General features: G+C 45.4%; 20 protein-coding genes. 4 read left to right on the forward strand and 16 right to left on the reverse strand.

Annotated features, from left to right (window positions below; genetic code table 11):
- Window positions 1-385: 385 nt before the first annotated feature.
- Complete coding sequence (zwf, locus tag DC345_RS28680) at window positions 386-1,840, reverse strand: glucose-6-phosphate dehydrogenase (RefSeq protein WP_113056022.1); 1,455 nt, start codon at window positions 1,838-1,840, stop codon at window positions 386-388.
- Between the two features lie 414 nt (window positions 1,841-2,254).
- On the opposite strand from zwf (DC345_RS28680), the gene DC345_RS28685 reads away from it, so the two are divergent.
- Entirely contained in the window at window positions 2,255-2,575 is a 321-nt protein-coding gene (locus DC345_RS28685; protein ID WP_063566151.1) for a winged helix-turn-helix transcriptional regulator, read from the forward strand.
- A gap of 164 nt (window positions 2,576-2,739) precedes the next feature.
- Here the strand turns inward: DC345_RS28685 and DC345_RS28690 are convergent, their stop codons facing one another.
- On the reverse strand, window positions 2,740-3,609 hold the full coding sequence (locus DC345_RS28690) for an AraC family transcriptional regulator (RefSeq protein ID WP_181586764.1): 870 nt from the start codon (window positions 3,607-3,609) through the stop codon (window positions 2,740-2,742).
- A gap of 142 nt (window positions 3,610-3,751) precedes the next feature.
- Between DC345_RS28690 and DC345_RS28695 the strand changes: the two genes are divergently transcribed.
- The gene (locus DC345_RS28695) at window positions 3,752-4,879 is read left to right on the forward strand and encodes a glycoside hydrolase family 88 protein (protein WP_113056024.1); all 1,128 of its coding nucleotides are present in this window, start codon (window positions 3,752-3,754) and stop codon (window positions 4,877-4,879) included.
- Between the two features lie 83 nt (window positions 4,880-4,962).
- On the opposite strand, the gene DC345_RS28700 is transcribed toward DC345_RS28695, so the two are convergent.
- On the reverse strand, window positions 4,963-6,120 hold the full coding sequence (locus DC345_RS28700) for a Gfo/Idh/MocA family protein (RefSeq protein ID WP_113056025.1): 1,158 nt from the start codon (window positions 6,118-6,120) through the stop codon (window positions 4,963-4,965).
- 112 nt (window positions 6,121-6,232) lie between these two features.
- Between DC345_RS28700 and DC345_RS28705 the strand changes: the two genes are divergently transcribed.
- A complete protein-coding gene (locus tag DC345_RS28705; protein WP_181586765.1) occupies window positions 6,233-7,099 on the forward strand; it encodes an AraC family transcriptional regulator in 867 nt (288 codons plus the stop codon).
- An 89-nt stretch (window positions 7,100-7,188) separates the two neighbouring features.
- On the opposite strand, the gene DC345_RS28710 is transcribed toward DC345_RS28705, so the two are convergent.
- From DC345_RS28710 to DC345_RS28725, 4 genes are all read right to left on the reverse strand, one after another.
- Window positions 7,189-7,950, reverse strand: coding sequence for a DUF3600 domain-containing protein (locus DC345_RS28710; RefSeq protein WP_113056027.1), 762 nt, complete (start codon window positions 7,948-7,950; stop codon window positions 7,189-7,191).
- Window positions 7,937-8,527: a sigma-70 family RNA polymerase sigma factor gene (locus DC345_RS28715; protein WP_181586766.1), complete on the reverse strand. Its 591-nt coding sequence runs from the start codon at window positions 8,525-8,527 to the stop codon at window positions 7,937-7,939. Before DC345_RS28715 ends, DC345_RS28710 begins: the two co-directional genes overlap by 14 nt.
- A 172-nt stretch (window positions 8,528-8,699) precedes the next feature.
- Window positions 8,700-9,488, reverse strand: coding sequence for a TrmH family RNA methyltransferase (locus DC345_RS28720; RefSeq protein ID WP_113056028.1), 789 nt, complete (start codon window positions 9,486-9,488; stop codon window positions 8,700-8,702).
- Between the two features lie 105 nt (window positions 9,489-9,593).
- Entirely contained in the window at window positions 9,594-10,256 is a 663-nt protein-coding gene (locus DC345_RS28725; RefSeq protein ID WP_064635682.1) for a potassium channel family protein, read from the reverse strand.
- A gap of 178 nt (window positions 10,257-10,434) precedes the next feature.
- Between DC345_RS28725 and sspI the strand changes: the two genes are divergently transcribed.
- Window positions 10,435-10,668, forward strand: a complete 234-nt coding sequence (gene sspI, locus DC345_RS28730; RefSeq protein WP_062324046.1) for a small acid-soluble spore protein SspI — start codon at window positions 10,435-10,437, stop codon at window positions 10,666-10,668.
- A 327-nt stretch (window positions 10,669-10,995) separates the two neighbouring features.
- Here the strand turns inward: sspI and DC345_RS28735 are convergent, their stop codons facing one another.
- From DC345_RS28735 to DC345_RS28775, 9 genes are all read right to left on the reverse strand, one after another.
- Window positions 10,996-11,796, reverse strand: coding sequence for a hypothetical protein (locus tag DC345_RS28735; RefSeq protein ID WP_113056029.1), 801 nt, complete (start codon window positions 11,794-11,796; stop codon window positions 10,996-10,998).
- A gap of 240 nt (window positions 11,797-12,036) precedes the next feature.
- Window positions 12,037-13,620 carry a peptide chain release factor 3 gene (locus DC345_RS28740; protein ID WP_076290948.1) on the reverse strand — a complete coding sequence of 528 codons (1,584 nt, stop codon included), beginning with the start codon at window positions 13,618-13,620 and terminating at the stop codon, window positions 12,037-12,039.
- 358 nt (window positions 13,621-13,978) lie between these two features.
- Window positions 13,979-14,377 (reverse strand): DoxX family protein, encoded by a 399-nt coding sequence (locus tag DC345_RS28745; protein WP_113056030.1) that lies wholly within the window; start codon window positions 14,375-14,377, stop codon window positions 13,979-13,981.
- A gap of 402 nt (window positions 14,378-14,779) precedes the next feature.
- Window positions 14,780-16,330 carry a glucose-6-phosphate dehydrogenase gene (gene zwf / locus DC345_RS28750; protein WP_113056031.1) on the reverse strand — a complete coding sequence of 517 codons (1,551 nt, stop codon included), beginning with the start codon at window positions 16,328-16,330 and terminating at the stop codon, window positions 14,780-14,782.
- Window positions 16,331-16,577: 247 nt separating this feature from the next.
- Window positions 16,578-17,315 (reverse strand): YwmB family TATA-box binding protein, encoded by a 738-nt coding sequence (locus tag DC345_RS28755; protein ID WP_113056032.1) that lies wholly within the window; start codon window positions 17,313-17,315, stop codon window positions 16,578-16,580.
- 243 nt (window positions 17,316-17,558) lie between these two features.
- Complete coding sequence (locus tag DC345_RS28760) at window positions 17,559-18,233, reverse strand: response regulator transcription factor (RefSeq protein WP_090904561.1); 675 nt, start codon at window positions 18,231-18,233, stop codon at window positions 17,559-17,561.
- Window positions 18,169-19,290, reverse strand: coding sequence for a sensor histidine kinase (locus DC345_RS28765; protein ID WP_113056033.1), 1,122 nt, complete (start codon window positions 19,288-19,290; stop codon window positions 18,169-18,171). The genes DC345_RS28760 and DC345_RS28765 overlap by 65 nt, the downstream gene beginning before the upstream one ends.
- A 33-nt stretch (window positions 19,291-19,323) precedes the next feature.
- Entirely contained in the window at window positions 19,324-19,971 is a 648-nt protein-coding gene (liaF, locus tag DC345_RS28770; protein ID WP_113056034.1) for a cell wall-active antibiotics response protein LiaF, read from the reverse strand.
- A 149-nt stretch (window positions 19,972-20,120) separates the two neighbouring features.
- Window positions 20,121-20,828, reverse strand: a complete 708-nt coding sequence (locus DC345_RS28775; RefSeq protein ID WP_024634152.1) for a PspA/IM30 family protein — start codon at window positions 20,826-20,828, stop codon at window positions 20,121-20,123.
- Between the last annotated feature and the right edge of the window lies 1 nt (window position 20,829).

Here is a 20,829-nt window from a genome sequence, read left to right on the forward strand (position 1 = left end):
TATGAACATTTCTAATTTTTTATACGGTCAATTTCAAAAGAATTACTTAGCAAGTGGCGCAGCAGCCGTTCCGATTACGAATCGTTCCTTCGATCGCTGTTGTCTCCATATTTTCTTGATTAATAATGTTAATGGTTAAAGTATGGAGACAAAGGTGAACGCTCTGCTTCTTCAGAATCGATTTCGTCCCCTTCACTACTCGCGCGTAATTGTATGAACTGATTTGAATTGAACCGCTAATCTATATCAAAAATTTTCGCGTCCTTCCGGGTATTACCGGAAGGACTTATGCAAAATTGGAACGGTGTAATTCATAAAAAAATGTAAATTATCGAGCAGAACGAATTGTAGTGTTCTCTTCTCTGATGCTACTCTTACACTACTTTTACCACCAACGGTAGCCGTTCTCTGCAATCAGACGATCTGCTGATTCAGGACCTTGCGAACCTGCGCTGTACGTATCGAGTGGCACACTTCCCTCTTGGAATGCTTCCAAGATCGGCTGTACCCATTGCCAAGCCAGTTCAACTTCGTTCCAGTGAGCAAAGAATGTAGAATCTCCACGCATCGCGTCATAGATCAGGTTTTCATAAGCTTCTGGAATGTTGCGTTCACCTGAGTTGAAGTTCATGTGCATCGGTTCCACTTCACCTTGGTTGAGTGGATTTTTCGCATTCAATTGAAGCGAGATGCTTTCTTTCGGGCCAATTTCAATCGTCAGCAGGTTAGGCTCTGTTGTATTTTCGGATTCATGACCTGTTTTCAGTGGGGCCTTGAATTCAATAACAATTCTGGTTGATTTTTCAGCCAGGCGTTTACCTGTACGAATGTAAAATGGAACTTCACTCCAGAATGGGTCATCGATCCACAGTCTCGCGGCAACATAAGTCTCATTCTGAGAACCAGCTGGAATGTCAGGCTCGTCCAGATATCCAACAACAGAAGCACCTTGCAGTTCGCCTGCTCCATATTGGGCCCGAACGACTTCAGAAACGATATTCTCTTTCGTCAATGGACGAAGAGCTTCAGCGATCTTCTGCTTTTTGAATTGAATTTCTTCCGGTGTGCAGCGTTTTGGCAAATGCAAACCAATCATCATCAGCAACTGGAGCATATGGTTTTGGAACATGTCACGAAGGGCACCGCTTTGGTCATAATACGCTGCACGTTCTTCAACACCAACCGTTTCACTTGCCGTAATCTGTACGTTGGCAATGTAACGGTTGGACCACAAAGCCTGAATAACCGGATTCGCGTAAGTGAGAGTTTCAATATTTTGAACCATCGGTTTACCAAGGAAATGGTCAATACGATAAATTTCTTCTTCCGCAAAGGTGTTGCTGAGTTTCTCATTCAGCTCACGAGCAGATTGAAGATCGTGTCCGAATGGTTTTTCAATGATAAGTTTTTTCCAGCCTTTGGTGTTACCCAAGCCGCTTTCTTGAATGTTCAGTGCGATTGGCTCAAAGAATTCCGGTGCAACCGACATGTAGAACATGCGATTTTGAGGAATATTCAGCTCTTGTTCACGTTTCTGAACCAGTTCCAGCAATTTGGTGTAATCTTCAAGCTTCGTATTATTTAAAGAACAATAACGGAAAGCTCCAATGAAGTCGCGAACCTGAGCTTCTTCTTCCGGTGTTTGACGGGAGAAGGTATGCAGTGACTTTTCAACATTCGCCTGGAAGTCAGCATCCGACAATTCACGCCGTCCAAGACCGATAACGGAGAAGGATTTCGGCATTTTTGAATCAATGTACAAATTATATAATGCAGGATAAATCTTACGTTTGGCTAAATCGCCTGTTGCCCCGAAGAGGACAAATGTCATTGCGTCCATTGGAGTGCCTCCTGTGATCTGTGCAGTATAGTATATGATGATGCAAAATGTTCAAATCCAAGCATGACAAAAGACGGAATTAGTGGGGGAGTTCCCCGCCTTACCTCCGCTTGTATATCTGACCTGAATTAAACATGGAACATTCCTTCTCTCCACAACCTTAATCAAGGTTATAAATTGTAACCAATTGAATTGACGTTACCCATCTTACACCTGTCGTCACAATTCGTCAACAATCGTGTCCAACCTGTGAACACCAGTGTTTATAGGGTTTTTATTTAATGTTAACGCTTTATGTGGTAACATTAAGAACAATTGGTATGTGACATTTTACACATAGGGCTTGTGGACACTCAGGTTACAATTAGTATACTAATGCTATAATAAGCATAACTAAATCAAAGGAGTACTATTATGAGCGATGATGAGAATGCCAAGCAAATATGCGAAAAGGTGGAACAGTCTTATCAGATCATTGGCCGGAAATGGGTAGCCCTCATTATTCATACATTGATGGAAGAACCCAAACGATTCAGTGAAATTCACGCTTATATCCCGGACCTAAGCAAACGGGTACTTAATGAACGAATGAAGGAACTGGAGGAAGAGGGACTTGTCGTGCGTCATGTGGTTACGGAACGCCCTGTTCGGACAGAATATATGTTATCCCGCAAAGGCACAGAGCTGGGACGCGCATTAAGCTCCGTAGAACGGTGGGCCGATAAGTGGCTGTAGCACGCACTTTTGAGGAAAGTATAGAAAGTAATTCTATTTTTGAGGAAAAACTTTATTTTCACTTAACTTTCGATACATTGCGTTTTTAAAATAACACTTTAAATTTCATCACGATAATGTACTGATGCTACTTTTAATAACACCAGCAGTTATCCTCATGTGATTTAATGTCTGCTGCTGCGTTCAAAATGCTGCCGATATTGTAGCGGAGTGGTTCCCGCCGACTTGCGAAATAATTGAATGAAATAAGATCCATTGGGGAATCCGGCCCGTCTGCCCACCTCTTCAACGGAAAGAGTTGTCGTCTCCAGCAAAAGATAAGCTTGCTTGAGTCTTCGGGCTGTGACGTAGTCTGTAATACTGCTTCCTGTTTCTTGCTGAAAGATACGGGAAGCATAAGACTTGGATAAGTGGATAACGTCTGCCATATGATCCAGTCTGATTTCATCTATATAGTGCTCTTCAATCCAATGCATCATCCTCTCCGCATGTCTTAATTGACGTAATTCGACCAAGTGTGGTTGCCTCTCTTGTTCCCCATCAGTATGTTGATCCAAAACATTCAAGAGTTGTAGCAAAAACAGCACCGATTCCTCCCACTCTCCCCCAACTCGACTGCGTGACTGGTCATAGCCTTCGTATATCCAATCCAGCTGATTCATAGATAAACTCAGATCAAAAACCTGCTGTTGATTTCTCCCCTTCCACAACCTCGAAAAAAAAGCACGGCGATGCGGAAACGCTTCCAAATATCGGTCCATTACGATGGGCTCTACATAGAAAATATTCCTTTCATACGGGGTATCTGGAACCTCGGCATAAACGTGATGCAACTGAAAGGGCTGAAAAAAGAAGAGCATGCCTTTACGAATGGGATAAGTATGATTATTCAAAACCACAATGCCTTGCCCTTCATGGACATAGAGGATTTCCCCACATTGATGCCAATGATAGTATCCTTTGAAATCGTTCACTGACTTAATTTGATAATCCCACACCAAAGTATTTCCCTGAAAGTCCACACGCTCAAACATTTTCGTTCCCCCTTCTTCACAATGACAACAGAGCAACATTTCTTCATATCCTAACATAACTTTTAAGTTTTTTAAAAAGATATAATCTTCTTATAGGAAAGCGTTATCTTTACTTTCTAGTTAAACCTAAGGAGGTTATCTCATGGCCAAGGCAGAATCCGCTGTAACTAAGACATATTGGCAAGAAGTCATGCAGAAGCTGGAAAATAAATTGCCGGAGATGAAAAAAAACATTGGGGATAAAAGTCCTCATTTTGCCGGCGATGATGGGAAGTATGATAACATCAACACCGATTGGTGGGTTTCAGGTTTCTGGCCGGGTATGCTGTGGATTATGTACGATATGACAGGAGAGGAAAGCTACCGGGATGCGGCATGGTCGTGGGATGAAACTTTGGAGCAATGGTTTATAAGACCAACAGGAGAGCTTCATCACGATGTCGGCTTTCAGTTTCTCTCTACTGCTGTAATCAAACATAAAATAACAGGTGATGAGGATGCTCTCAGGCGTGGTCTGGAAGCAGCTAATTTCCTTGCAGGACGCTATAATCCCGTAGGCAAATTCATTCGTGCGTGGAATGGAGACAAATATGGCTGGGCCATCATTGATTCCATGCTTAATATCTCTTTGTTGTTCTGGGCCTCAGAAGTGACGGGAGATCCCCGCTACAAACATATTGCCATTAACCACGCCGAGACGACCATGCAGTATGGTGTTCGTGAAGACGGATCAACTAAACACATCCTTTCCTTTGACCCGGAGGATGGTCATTATATTGAATGTTTTGGTGGACAGGGATATGCTCCTGAATCCTCCTGGAGTCGTGGTACCTCATGGGGGTTATATGGATTCGCTAATACGTATCGTTATACCCGGGATGAGCGTTACCTGAACACAGCAAAACGAATCGCCCATTACTTTATTGCTGCGCTGCCAGAGGATCATGTACCTTACTGGGATTTCAGACTTTCTACCCTGGATGGTCAATCCCGGGACAGCTCTGCCGCATCAATCGCCGCATCCGGTCTCCTGGAACTCGCCGCCGCCGTTCCTGAAAGTGAGAAACGCCTCTATGCCGATGCAGCCGAACGAATTCTGCGTTCCTTAACAGAGAACTATGCAGTCTGGGATCAGCCAGAGCATGAATCGATTCTGCTGCACGCCACAGGCAGCGGCAATTCCTTCATCGATGTCTCCCTGATTTATGGAGATTATTTTTATCTGGAAGCTATCTCGAAGTTGAATGGATGGAAACATCGGGTGTATTGATTTTGATTTATAAATAGACTCTCAATAAAAAGAAGCTAGATCCCACAATATCAGTGGGACTGGCCTCTTTTTTTGTTATATAACTAAGACTCCAACTTACTCCCAAGCGTAATATCCACATCCTCGAAATTCTCCACTGCTGTCTTTTTTTCATAAAAATGCACCGCATGTTGCATAATCCCTTCCCTTGTATAGAAAGCATCCTCCGCCTCTAGTGGAAAAGTAACCTTCTCCCCTGTACTGGACGATTTATAGATACCTACAATGAGTTCCAGTGTATCTCGTCCACTCTTTCCATCCACGAGAAGTGGTGATCCTGTCTCAATGGCATTTAGTACATTTTCCACTTGCCCGGCATGCCCCACATGAATAACATCCGGTAATTCGTCAGCAAGTTTCTGAATCTGTTGTTCCAGATCTAGATTGGGTTCTGGGAATCCATTCGTTCGTGCCGTAGAAGCAACAACTTTCCAAGGCGCAGATACCCTGGCCTCTTTACCCTGAAAAATCAACTGCTGCTCTTCTCCGTGATGTACCACGGAGCTGGTGATCATGCCAAGTGCTCCTTCTTGGAAACGAAGCATCGCCATGGAAATATCCTCTACTTCAGCATTATCATGCGCCGTATTCGCCATCATGGCTTGCAATTCCACCGGAGGCCCCATCATCCAAAGCATGGCATCAATATGATGGACCGCATGATTAAGAGTACAGCCTCCGCCTTCTTTTTCCCATGTGCCACGCCACCACAGATCATAATAATTATGGCCCCGCCACCAGAACGAATCGACCTGAACGTGGACAATGGGCCCCATCAGTTTGCTATCCAGCACTTCTTTCAGTTTCATCATCGGTGTCGTAAAACGATTCTGTGCCACAACTGATAGCAGCTTACCACTCACTTGGGCCGCTTCCAGCATCATATCCGCCTCTTGCAAAGAAGAAGCCATTGGTTTTTCGACCAACACATGTGTACCAGCATACAGAAAATCACATGTGATCGGTGCGTGGGTATATGGAGGGGTACAGACGGAAACCAAATCAATGTTTTGATCCAGCAATTCATGGTAATCGGTGACAGCTTGCGCTCCTTTCAATCCGTATTCGTTAATTCGTTTCTGTGCTTTTTCCGTGTACATATCCACCACGGCTACGATCTGGCATCGTTCAGGAAATGCCAAATACGCTGTAATATGCGCTGCACTGATCGCGCCTGCTCCAATAATGGCTACTTTTAACATGAATGTATACCTCCCTTATTCTCTTCACAATACACAATAATAAAGCGCTTTTATGCGTTCATCTTGTGATAAAATGAAACTATATTGCGCTCTTGAAGGGGAGGCATTCCTAATGCCCATCATCACTGAGGATCAATTTAATCTGGCATGCCGTCGAACCTCCACCACTGTGTTCCGAGAGGTTTTTCACGCTCATTCACAGATGGAGATAACATACATTCATGATGGATATGGACAGCTAATAACCGAGGGTCAGGCATTCTCCCTTGAACCAGGTACACTGTTGATATTCCGCCCTTTTCAGCTGCATCAGATCCAGATTCAAGTCACGAAAGCAAATCCCTTTATTCGCAGTGTCCTGATGTATGACCAGCACCTGCTGAACTCGCACTCTCGGCTATTTGCCGTATCCAATCGTTTTACAATGGACCTTCTCGGGCAAACATCTCCGCTTCAACCGATCCGTCTTTCTGCTTCATCCCCACTGGTCCAGATGATTGAGCAATTTGCCGATATTCTGCCTACGTTGCTTCCACATGAAGCAGAAGAGGATACACGACTCTTTTTACTTGGACTGCTCGCACAGCTTCGCTACCTTTGGAAGGATAGGGAGTATCCCAGCTCTGCTACGCTTCCAACGAGTCTTCCCGCCCTCCATCCTCACGCTGAGGCTGTCATGCAGTGGATTGAAGAGCACTACAATGAACCGTTTCGTCTGGAGGATATCGCAGATACACTGCATATCTCGCCATATCATTTGTCCCATATATTTAAAAAAGCTACCGGCACGACCATTGTTGCTTACGCCCAGGCTACACGTATTCGTCATGCTTGTGTGTTACTCACGAGTACCACACACACAGTTCCGGAAATAGGCCACCGTGTAGGCATGTCCAGCCCATCTTATTTTTGCAAAGTTTTCCGTAAAGCAACAGGCACTACGCCGCATCAGTATCGGATGAAAGTGCAGGGCAGATAAGAAGATCATCTACAAGATCATTTCTACAAAATAAAAAGGAGCAAAGGTATGAAATCCTTTCGCTCCTCAGCCCCTGAACACTACCTAAGCTACTCACTCGGTTTGCGTACATCCAGTCCCAACTTCTCCAAGAAGGGAAAAATCTGCTCACGTACCTGCTTCAGTTCTTCCTTCTGCTCCGCAGACAATCGTTCTTCATGCATGTTCCCATCCTGATCCATCACCATGGCTTCATACTGCTTCATCTGTTCATACAACGATTTGAACTCGGTAAACTGCTCCTCAGAAAACTTCATCTCTGCCATTGCTAGCTGTTCCTTCCAAAATTGCTCCTGGTCCATAGGTTCTTTTGGAGAGTCTACACTTGCTGCTTCCAGCTTTTTAAAAAATGGTTCCAGTTCTGCAGTAAGACGATTAAACTCCGTCTGTTCTGTGACACTCCATTGCTCGGGATGCATCTCTCCCTGTTGATCCGCATACTTCAAAGCCATTTGTCCCATTTGCTTCATCAGACCCATAAATTGAATAAATTCCTCTTCACTTAAATGTGCTTTGGCTGACTGAAGCTTCTCTTCCAGTCTCATGTAATCCTCCGATGTTCCACCCACCGCTGATATATTTTCCTGTGAACCATACATTTCGTTAGCCAAATAAGTATATCCCGCATAAGCCCCAGTAGGAATGATGAGCACAGCGACCAGCAGCACCGTAACCAGCCATTTTTTTCGATGTCTTTTGAGATGTGATTCACTTCGTATAGCATTCATGATTTTATGTTTGGTTCTCTCAGCAATGATCCAGTCTTCCGTCTCTTCCTGGTAGGCTGTTCGCAGCTGTTCATCGATATTCATGTAAATCCTCCACCTTTCCCCGAATACCTAGGTTCAACTTCTGATTCTGCCTCAACTTGGTTAGTGCCGCATGAATACGAGATTTCACCGTTCCTAGCGGAATGTCCAATATGCAAGAAATCTCCTCTTGCGTGTACTCGTTCAAATAGTGAAGAGTGATCGCCTGCTGCAGCTTGTACGGCAATCTGTGCACCTGTTCAAGCAGAGGGCGATTTGCCAGTTTGTTGATTAAGTCTCCGGAAAAATCATACTCAAGCCCCGTATCAGACTTTTCCATCCGTTTGCTAAAACGAAATTGCGTCAATCGTCTCCGCCGGTAACTTCGGACCTGTCGCATCGTCACACCCATTAACCATGGACGAAACGCTCTCTCCGAATCGTAACGCTCTAATGACCTGTATGCCTGAATATAAATTTCCTGTACCAGATCTTCCGCGTCGGATGAGTCACGAATCAGAAAACGAACAGTACGATACACATCCATCACAGTTAGCTCATATAACTCTCCGTAAGCTTCGTAATCGCCAGCCCGGATTAATTCCACAAGTTTTATGTACTTTTCCGCCTCACTCATCATCCATCTCCTTCCTCCTTACGCTATATATTGGCATATCAGCTCCATATCGTTCGATTTATTTATTTCACATTTCACCCACCATGCAAAAAAAGCTCATTCCTCACTCATCGTTTGAGTTGGAATAAGCTTATATTTCTTACCTAATATAAACATGAAGTATATTATTTATGGGTTACACCATACGCTGCCTCATCGCCTCGAACAACAAGATCGTTGCCGCCATCGCGGCATTAAGTGACTCTGCCTGTCCCTGCATCGGAATCGTAATCGCATCGTCCACCAGTTGTGCAGTAGACTCCGATATGCCCTTACCCTCATTACCGATCACAAGCCATACCGATTGGGTAAAATCATAACTGTAACACGAATATTCCGCCTGCAAAGACGTACTCACCAACTTCACACCCGCAGCCTTCGCTTCAGGTAGCAACGATTCCAATTGCCCTTCTACAATTGGCAAATGAAACAATGACCCCATCGTCGAACGGATCGTTTTCGGATTGTAGACATCAGCACAACCAGCACCGAGCACAACACCTGCCGCACCCGCTGCATCCGCACTGCGAATAATCGTCCCCACATTACCGGGATCCTGAACATTGTCCAATACAACGACCAGTCCCTTGGAGGAAGACAACAAGCTTTGCAGCGGCTCACGACCTTTATGTACAACGGCAAAAACAGGTTGGGGTGTCATTGTATCCGTACACTTGGCAATAACCGCAGGGGATACACTGATCCATTCCACATGCTGAAGTGGAGCCTCCAGTCCAGCCAGTTCCTTGGGTACACCCTGCTCCCCATCGTAAACGATGCATTCCAGATGTGCCCCGGCGCGCAGCGCTTCCTGTACGAGATGAATGCCTTCAATAATATATTTATGTTGACGGGTACGGTGCTTTTTCTCCAGCAGCTGTGCCCATTCCTTCACACGTGTATTTTGCGGTGATACAATATCCATCTTTCCATCCTTCCCGTCTGCGGGATTTTTTATCAACATGTTACATGACGAATTGAAATTATCCGACCAAAGATTGTTCCATCCATCATCCCATCAACGTACTTGTCACTTTGGATACGCAAGCTCCATTTTCGTCAAATGGTCCTTGTGACCAACGATGATCAGCACATCCCCGTCCGCAATCCGATCCTCCGCATACGGAGAGATGTTCATCGAATTTCCACTGCGAATCGCCATCACGTTACACCCGAAACGTGCACGAATATTTAGCTCCAGCAGATTTTTACCGATCATTTGCTCAGACGCTCTCATTTCCAAAATACTGTAATCCTCAGATAACTCGATGTAATCGAGAATGTTTGGAGATGTCAGATGATGGGCTACACGCAGTCCCATATCCCGCTCAGGATAAATGACCTTGTCTGCTCCGATCTTCTGCAATACTTTACCATGAAGCTCATTTTGTGCTTTTACAATCAAAACAGGTACACCCATATCCTTCAGAATAAGGGTTGTGAGTATACTCGACTGAATGTCTTCACCAATCGCCACAACGACGACATCAAAATTCCGAATACCCAGCGCACGCAGCGCTTCTTCGTCCGTCGAATCTGCCGATACGGCATGAGTCACCACATTGGACATTTCCTGGGTCCGCTGCTCGTCCGCATCAATGGCCAGTACGTCGAATCCCATGCCGCTCAGCGCATTGGCTACACTTGATCCGAACCGTCCCATGCCAATGACGGCATATTGTTTTTTTGCCATTAGGGTCTAACCTCCCGCTGCACTTCAGCATTACGCATCTATTGGTAGTCCATTTTTCAATTAAAGGGTACATGTAAATATCCTTCGTAGTATACCACAAAGCTCAATAAACTTGAATGCGCTCACGCTTCCCAGGGAACAGTATTAGAGCAGCCGAATATACGAGGAGGGACTTGCGATGCCAATTACATTAAGCCTGCGTGAAGCGATTGTTCATAAGGTTCATGATAAAAGTGATGATCAGCTTCGGGAGATGATCGAAGGTTCTGTAGATGGACCGGAAGCAGCATTACCCGGACTTGGTGCCATTTTCGAAATGATCTGGAAGAACACGGAACCTGCCAAGCAGGAAGAATTAATCCAAATCGCGCAGGAGCATCTGCACACCATTCCCGTTCAACCCATCAGATAACTGAAGCCTTGGAGGGAAAGGTAACCATCATCACGTTGTTCAGTCTGCAAAAAAAGATTTTGGCTTATTGGTCTGGATAATGGCTTGCTCCAAGAGCAAGGCAGTTATATCCCTGTAGACTAATTAGGCTCCCCTACAGAACAGGGTACAGTCGCTGAGTAAAAACTCAGATAACTGTACCTTGTTTGTGTATATTGAAAAACTCACCAAATCAGTCACTGCTAAAACACGAATGAGCATTCAACTTAGCGACTGAGCTGATTCATTCAACCATATAACAACGTCAGACCACTACCACTTATGTGTTTGAAGTATAAGAGAAGATAATCAATTAAATAATTTGGCGATTTTTTCAAACAAAGCCGATATTTCTTCATCTCCAGCAGTGGATGCGTCTGTATTCCCCCACGCATTCTGAAGTGCAGCCAGCAAATCATTCTCTTCATCCTCAACCGAAGAGGCTGCCCCAGAGCCCGAGCTGGAAATGAGATTTTGCAGCTCACTTAGCAAAGATTTCTTTTCATCAACAGTAATCTCATTGTTCATTGTGTTGTCTTGGTTCTGTTCGTTAGAGTTTTCTTGAATATTCCATGCAAATGGCGGCATAATCCCACCCATGGCTTGCATCATTGGAGGTGTTCCATTACGCTCCGAACGGGATACATCGTTTGCAGGTGGAGGTTCAGGGCGTTGGCTTTGAATGATTTCAGCTACCTGATCAAATAAATCGGAGATATCCTCGTCCGAGGCTGCTGGAAGGTCCTGACCCGCTAACAATTCAGATAATGAAGCCAAAGGGCTCACCGTGCTACCAGCAAACTCATCTGTTACTGCTGAAGCATCCGAAGAAGCCAGATAACTTTGCAGATCAGATAACAGCGATTTCTGTTGATCCGTAGTCAGCATAAACGCATCCTCGCTTCGATTGTACGTTCTGCTGTAGTTTTCAGTTGGAAGTGAAGCCTGTACTCCTCCGGCATATTCCGCAAATTCTTTACTTAATTCAAGTGAATCAGCGGCCTTTCTTTGTGCAGTTTCGTAGTTCTGGCTATTTAACTTGTTTTCGTTTGCCTTTACTGAATGATCATAAGACGTCGTGATTGAATGCCTGTTAATGGATAATGACAAAATAGATCTCCTCTCTCTGTGTACATCAATGAGTAGCCATACCGTACACTCCAATTTCATCGGCGGCCAACCTGAATTTATCCTGAGAGCAGACTGAACGATGACTGAATGTTATGTCTCCTGAGAGTTCACGGAACGACAAAAATGACCTAACCCCCTCTCTCATCAGAGGGGTATCAGGTCATTTGCTTCTTTATGTCGTTACAGTCTTATGTCTTTACTGACTTTGAAAAAAACGGCTTATGGAGCTGTCTCCAGGAATTTCGCCGTTGGATTTTTATCCATTGCGGTTCTCATCGCGTATTCATTTTCGAACAGGACTACATGATTGCCTTTTTTATCTTTCACCAGAGCAGAGTTGATCCGGAATTTACTTGGGTCCAGATTCTCGTCCACGATCCAGCGAGCAAATTGATAAGGCATACGCTGTAGCTGCACGTCTACCCCGTACTCGCCCTTCATCCGGTATTCAAATACCTCGAATTGCAGCTGACCCACTACGCCGAGCAATGTCTCGTCGAAGCTAACGGTGTTGAACACCTGGATCGTACCTTCCTCGGTCAACTGGTCAATCCCTTTTTGGTACTGTTTATGTTTCAATGCATTTTTAACTGTTACTTTGGCAAAAATCTCTGGTGAGAACGTTGGCAGTTCGTCAAAAATAACCTCGCTACCTTGGCTCAATGAATCGCCAATCCGGAAGATACCCGGATCGAACAGACCAATAATATCGCCTGCGTAAGCCTCTTCTACAATATCCCGATCCTGTGCAAGGAATTGCTGAGGCTGCGACAGTTTGATTTCTTTGCCCACACGATTATGCTTCACACTCATACCGCGTTGGAACTTACCGGATACAATCCGCAGGAATGCGATACGATCCCGGTGTGCCGGGTTCATGTTCGCCTGGATTTTGAAGACATAACCGCTGAACTTCTCATTCGTTGGTTCAATCTCACCCGCTGTACTGCGACGTGGTTCCGGCTTCGGTGCGAGCTGCAAGAAGTTCTCGAGGAACGTCTGCACACCGAAGTTATTGATGGCACTACCGAAGAATACAGGTGTCAGTTCACCACGTTGTACCTTCTCCATGTCGAACTGGTCTCCTGCAACATCCAGAAGCTCTAAGTCCTGACACAGCTGATCATGCAGATAATCTCCTGCCATCTCACGAATGATCGGATCTTCGTATCCATCCACTTTTTGTACTTTAATCGTTGAGTGATCGTCCCCTTGGAACAATTCCACCTGATTTTTCATCCGATCGTACACGCCACAAAGTTCACGACCTGTACCAATCGGCCAGTTCATCGGTACGGAGCGAATCCCCAGTACGTTTTCGAGTTCTTCCATCAGATCAAACGGGCTTTGTCCTTCACGGTCCAGCTTATTGATGAACGTAAAGATCGGAATACCACGCTTCGCACAAACCTGGAACAATTTAATGGTCTGTGCCTCGACACCTTTGGCCACGTCAATCAACATTACTGCGCTATCGGCAGCTGTCAATGTACGATACGTATCTTCACTGAAGTCTTGGTGACCCGGTGTATCCAGGATATTGATGCGATGACCCAGGTAATCAAACTGCATTACGGAAGAAGTTACCGAGATCCCCCGCTGCTTTTCAATCTCCATCCAGTCACTTGTTGCATGTTTGCTTGCTTTCCGAGCTTTTACTGTACCGGCAAGACGAATCGCGCCCCCGAACAGCAACAGTTTCTCGGTTAATGTTGTTTTACCCGCATCCGGGTGAGAGATAATGGCAAACGTCCGGCGTTTGTCCACTTCCTGTTGAAGAATGTTATCTGCAGCTTTGCTCATAGATTCTATCCCTTTCGTCCGTTCATTCACGTTAATCCGGCGAGGCCGGTCTACCATTCAATCTTTATGCAATCCGGCTATGCCGGTTGATTGTACATTCGCATTTCGCACATGAGGCAATTAAGCATCCTATGTTAATTTTACACATTTACAACGGAGTTCATCCTCCCTAAGCATTGTGTTTTCATTCATGCCGTAGACCTGATTTAATATCCAACTTTCCTATTGTACCATAATCTTTACCGAAAATAACCGATTACGTACAGCAGATTCTACTCTTTTCCGATTGCAAAAAAAGAGCACCCTTCCGCCATCATTATGGCTTCCAGGTACTCATAATTCATTTCGCTTACCGCTCTTAGAAAATTAATGTGTCCAGAGCGTATTGTCCTCCACCTGTCAAAGCTAGCGCTACACCAAGGACCAGGATGGCCAGGTTATATTCAAATCCGTTTTGCGTGGACCAGTATCCGTTCGCACCATGAACCTTCACGATGGCAATAACCATAGTCAGAGCAATCAGAATGCCTCCTACTGGTGTGAGCAGACCCAGAGCCAGCAGCAACCCCCCGCCGAATTCCGCCAATCCCGCGAGCAGTGCAACCAGAGCGCCCGGCTTCATCCCCATGGACTCAAACCAGCCGCCGGTTCCCTTTATCCCGTATCCTCCAAACCATCCAAACAGTTTCTGAGCCCCGTGCGCCATGAATGACAATCCAATCACCAAACGAATCAACAACAATCCTACATCCAACATTTTCTTTTCCTCCATTCAATATATACAAAATAGTATTCTTAGATTAAAGATATTATGCTAAATTTTTTTCTTCATGAATGTATTTCGTAACCCCTTCACCTGGTTCACATTTTATCTCATGAATGATGTACGTTTCCGATTCGTCATCGGTTTTTCGTACGTCTTTGCTTAATCTCTTTATCTCTAGAGTTGAGTATAAGTTATATACTTACTTTTTGTCAATAACTTATTTTATTATATGCACATTTTTACATCCCCCACTTCTCTATCGCAAAAAAGACCTGAAAAGATCGCATTTCTGCGTTCTTCCCAAGTCTATTTTTAAAAGTGTTAGTCTTATCACCAATAAAATGACTTCGCTCTAATCAAAACTCCTGCCACTCATGAGTGATACTCCCGCGATTAATTATTTACTTGCCAGATGACACTGTCTTCGTCCTGACCATTAACCGGCCACCAGTGGAACCCATCCTGCTCCAGCAGTTTGCCTGTTGCTTCGGGCCCCCACGTACCTGCTGGATACGTGTGCAGCTCTCCGTGATTTTCCGCCCAAGCCGCCGCAATCCGGTCAACGAAGGACCATGCTGTAGCCACTTCATCCCAACGGGTAAAGTAAGTGGAGTCTCCTTCTGCTGCATCATGCAGCAATCGTTCATACGCCTCCGGCGAGTTGATTCCAATCATGCAGCTCTGACAGAAATCCATCGCCAGCGGCTGAATCTCTGAGTCTGAACCCGGTTTCTTGGCATTGATTTTAATATAAATGCCTTCCATCGGATTCACCCGAATAACGAGTAAATTCGGCTCCAGTTTATACTTTTTCCCCAGATAGACGTTACTCGGCATGGATTTGAATTCAACTACAATCTCGGTCGTTTTCACCGGAAGGCGCTTGCCTGTCCGAATATAGAACGGCACACCCGCCCAGCGGAAATTATCCACAAATACACGTGCGGCAAAATAAGTCTCCGTACTGGATTCCGGATCAACCTTGTCCTCCTGACGATAACCAGGAAGCTGCTTACCACGATACTCCCCTTCGGCATACTGCCCGCGCACAACGTTAGTGCTTACTTCTTCATTAGAGGTAAACGCACGCAGAGAACGCAATACCTTAACCTTCTCATCGCGGATGTCCTCCGGGAATAAACGACTTGGCGGCTCCATGGCAATCATCGTTAGCATCTGCAGCATATGGTTCTGGCCCATATCGCGCAAAGCTCCCGAATGATCGTAGTATCCGCCACGTTCTTCCACACCAACCGTCTCTCCAAGGGTAATCTGAACGTTGGCAATATGTTTATTGTTCCAAAGCGGCTCGAAAAAGGCATTACCAAAGCGAATCACTTCGATATTCTGCACCATTTCCTTGCCCAGATAATGGTCAATCCGATAAATCTCTTCCTCACGGAACACTTCACGGATCTGCTCATTCAGATGCTCCGCAGATTGCAGATCATATCCGAATGGTTTCTCAATCACAAGTCGATTCCACCCGCGGCTCTCCAACATTCCACCATCACGCAAACTATATGAGACGCTGCCGAAGAGCTCAGGTGCCAGCGCCAGATAGAACAGACGGTTACCCGGTATGTTAAACTTCGCTTCCAAACTCTCTGTCTGCTCACGTAATTCTTTGAAACCGTCCACGTTATTGATATCTAGTGATTTATACTCAAAATGTTCGACAAAAGCGTTCCACTCATCGGGTTCCCCCGCCGGATAGCGGCAGAACTCCTTAATGGATTCATAGATGTCTTCCCGGAATTCTTCTGGTGACCTCGGACGACGCGCTACACCAATAACCGCAAAGTCTTCGGCTAACTTGCCTTCGCGGTAGAGACTGTAGATCGCCGGAAACAGCTTCCGGCGGGCCAAATCACCCGTTGCTCCAAAAATGAAAAATACTGCACCTGGTGTCTGCACTTCATCTTGCATTTGTTTTTCGACCATGGGCTCCTCTTTCTTTCCGGGAAGATATCTCCACACTCTCCCCGAGCTATGTAATGGTGTTATATACGCAACATACAACCGTCAATTACCAGCAAATTTCCTTCTTGGATGTGATGCCATTTTAGCATAAAGCCCCATGGGTTGCACTAATTTTCCTGAGAAATGTTATCAATATTTTTCCACAATTCATGGAAAATTCATCTATAAAATTTCATAATCGGACTTATAAATCTGCTTGAATATTGCATTAATATTCGATCGTGATCACCGGGAAACCTACTGTAACTCGATTAGTCCCCTTTTCGTCATCCTGATGGACAGCAAGCTGCATGTTCAAGTGATGCTTACCGCTCTTAATCGCTATGGGCAGATCCGATGCCTCATATGACACGCTGGCAGTGCTGTTATCTGTATAACGTTCTATCGCTTGCATTTGTATATCTCCAGACAGCTGTTCCTCGATTTGCTGCAATTGACTGCTCGCGCCACTTTCCATTGCACTGGTGCCCTGCACAGCGAAATTCCATGCTGGCTTCATACCCGAATCGTTGAGCAACTTGGATACTTGTTCATGTAATGTGGTCAATAAACGTTGGTCCGTATGTTCATTGCCAGATAACTGGACGATCGCATAGTATTCCTTTTCCCCCGTCACGACAACATTGACCAGAATGCCTGCATGCTGAGCATCAGCAGCCATCTCACTACGATACACATCATGCCCCGTCTGAACACCGTGTTCAGGCTGTTGCAATCCCAGCCGATGAGCGAGCAGCTCTGCCTGCTCTTTTGCATCTCCACGGCCTTCCCCTTGCCATTTGATGACTAGACGCTCCACATGATCGATTGCTGTATCTGCGGTCTTTATCAATTGTTCCAGCTTGTCTGCTTCAGATTCCGTCTTCTCAGCGTACACATGAGTCATGCCTACAAGTATAATGATTGCTAATGCGAGTGTGCCTACTGTCATCCATCGATTTAACATTTCAATCCTCCGCTCTTTCTTACATTCTATGAATCTATCAACAGCATGCCCCCATTACTCATTTGCTAAACTTCTTTTTGGCACACAAAAAAAGCCCCACCCACCATCTTCATGGCTGATCGGACCTTATATCATCTTATGGGCAGAACAAACTTTCGAATCGTGCTCCCCTGATTAGTTCAATTCACTTGAGCACTCAACAAACCAATAGTTCGTGCCTCAACGCTCACACTGCTTCATTTTCTATTCCGCAAGTCCATTTTTATAGGCATAGATGGCTGCCTGTGTACGGTCATCCACGCCCAATTTTGCTAGTATGTTCGTGACATGGAATTTGACCGTCTTGATTCCGATAATGAGATCATCTGCGATGTCCTGGTTCGATTTGCCTTTAGCTACTAACCGAAGTACATCCATCTCACGATCAGTCAATTCATCATGAGCTGGTGCCACTGCCTGCGGCTGTCGGAAACGATTCATCATTTTGGACGCCACTTGTGACTCCAGAACAGATTGCCCCCGAGCAGCAGCACGGATTGCATCTGCCACCTCATTGGCTCTGGATGTTTTCAGCAGATAACTGAAGGCTCCTGCCTCGATAACCGGATACATTTTTTCGTCATCCAGATAACTGGTCAGTACAATGACCTTACATTCCGGATACATTTTAAGCAGCTGCCGGGTGGCTTCAATCCCGTCCATTCCTTCCATGACGAGATCCATCAGGACAACATCAGGTTTATACTCCTGTGCCAACCGAATGCCTTCCTCGCCGCTGCCTGCTTCCCCCACCACTTCAATGCCATCTTCAGTATCCAGCACCGCAGCGAGGCCAATGCGTACCATCTCATGATCATCCACGAGCAATACTTTGATCGACGTTTCCGCTTCCGTCTCCGTTTCTATTCCCGTCTCCATTGACATGTTCTTCCTCGCTTTCATCGTTCATCAAAGGTATTGTAATCTCAATTCGTGTTCCTTTGCCCGGCGCCGTTACAAATTGAATAGCTCCTCCAATTTCAGTCACACGTTCACGCATATTGGCCAGACCGTACGAGGCCTGTTTCTGATCGTCAAGATCAAAACCCTGCCCATCATCACGAATCAGTACCCGAATGGCATCCATCCGGCGCTGAAGCCGAATTTCCATCTTTTCTGCCTTCGCATGACGTAATGTATTGGACATCGCTTCCTGAATAATACGGAACAGATGATTCTCGATGCCTTTGATCAAATGAATATCTTCATCCATTTCGAGCACGATGTCCATGGGTACTTTTGTTTTCAACTCCATCACAAGATCGCGCAAACCTTGCTCGAGATGTTTACCCTCCAGATAGACAGGTCGCAAATGCAATAGTAACGCCCGCATCTCGGACTGAGCTACCGACGCCATCTCTTCAATCAGGGCCACCTGCCGCTGGGCACGCGCAAAATCCTTTTCCATTCTTCGTCCAACCGCTGTTGCGGTCATGGAAATGGCGAATAGCTGCTGCGATACCGCGTCATGCAATTCTCGTGCCAGGCGCTGTCTCTCTTCCACAATGGCCGTTATTCTGGCCTGTTCAGCCAGTTGAGCGTTATTCGTAGACAGCCTCTGCAGTGAGGATACCTGATCTTCCCACTTTTTGCCGATACGTCCAAGCTGCTCGCTTAATCGCCCGACATCATCAATACCAAGGTCTGGCACTGTACGTGAGAGTGATCCCTTTTCCCATTGCAGCAATGTCTCTCGCAACAGTTCAAGCCTTCGTTTGACCCGATAGCTCTGATAGAAGCCGAAGGCCGCACCCATACCGATCAAGAGCAGCAGTAATGCCAGACCCGATTGAATCAGATGCCTCCACCCTGCAAACGGAGCAAGATAACCATATGTATACAATACATACAAGATTACAATGAGCACAATGAAAACAAGGAGGATCCCTTCACCCATACTTCGGGTTACCATGTCGGTATGTCGTTTTGTCTTCATCCGGGTCTCCTCCTTCTTCACCTATTTAACTTATTACGGATTACTGATGTTTAGGTCGCCAACAATATAAGAAATGACAAATTTTGCTTTATGTTCACTGGACTCATATCCAGGAGTTCTCCATACTAATTTGTTCATCATGCCACTGTCCTGTTCCCCATTAACACTTATCCGTCCAAAGAGTACCGTCGCCTCAATCTCAACACCATAATCTTCAGGCAGCGTCAGACGAACATTTCCCATAACGCCTTGCAGAAGTACAATTGTTTGTTTATCCTCCGGAATGGAGAGGGACAGATCTGCGTTAACCTCACCCAAGGCATGCCATAGGCTCATGCTGCGCAATGTCCATGGTGCCTGATCCCAATAGTAACGAGCCATGAAATTTTGCTTGCGCATGACATGTCCATCTAGATGAATCTTTTTGTTTTTGGAATAAAAGTAAGCGAGCGAAGCCAGTACAATTAAAAATACAATCATTAGATTATCAAGCAACAACAGAGCAGCACCGATACCGAGGTATCGATAGCCTTTGTGTGTGTCACCCTTACGAACTTGAACCATACCTATCGTTAACAGAATCAGTGCGGCGACGGTCAGCAGGTTAATACTTCGGTTCAGTAACATCAGCATGCCGATGACAATAATTACAACAGCAAGCCATTGACCCTTCTTATTCATCTCTGCCGCACCTCCTCTGTAAGTTGATCTTCCCAATTCGACGGAAAAGCCATATCAGGCTTTGAACACCTGTATGGCTTAACCTTTGTTCTAGAAACCGTTCTTTATTCACGATTTATAGAATATCATATTGTCTGCTGAGCGAACAGTTATTCTTTTGAAGTACCGCCCGTTTCATTCTTGGCACCATTGCCGATTTTGTTTTTCAGAGCTTGCAGTTGTTGATCCACTTTGAATTGCTTCTCAGTATCTACAGGATTAGTGTACGTAGATTGTGTATTACGATAAGGTGCGCGGATCACATCGGCTTCTGCTTCCATTTGCATAATTTTCTCTTCCATGCGGTGGAATCCAAGGGATGCGCCACCACTCTCGATGGAGTGCAAGCTGTTGATTTGGGACATTTGTTTTTTGGCTTTCGCCATTTGTGCACGGGATACGAGTTCATTACGTTTGTTACGCATTTTGTAGAACTCGTCTTTCATGTCATGCAGCTGTTGCAGCAAATCTTTGGCTTGAGCTTCGGATTGAGCATGAAGTTCTCTGTATTCCGTAATTTTTTGATCGAAGTAGATTTTCTCTTCCAGCAATTTACGGGCTACTTCTTCCTGACCATTAGCCAGTGCAGCCTCTGCCTGAGACTCACGTTGCACCGATGTACGTTCTGCTTCGTCCAGACGCTGTTTCATGCGGCGTTCATTCGCCATTTGTTTGGCAACGGTTACCTCTGCCTCATGAATTTCAGCCTCCATGTCACGCAAGTACTGGTTCAACATTACAATCGGGTCTTCCACTTTATCCAACATATCATTTACCGACGCTTTAGTCATATCCTTAATCCGTTTAAATACTCCCATT

It is taken from the genome of Paenibacillus taichungensis, from assembly GCF_003287275.1.
Taxonomy (GTDB): Bacteria; Bacillota; Bacilli; order Paenibacillales; family Paenibacillaceae; genus Paenibacillus; species Paenibacillus taichungensis_A.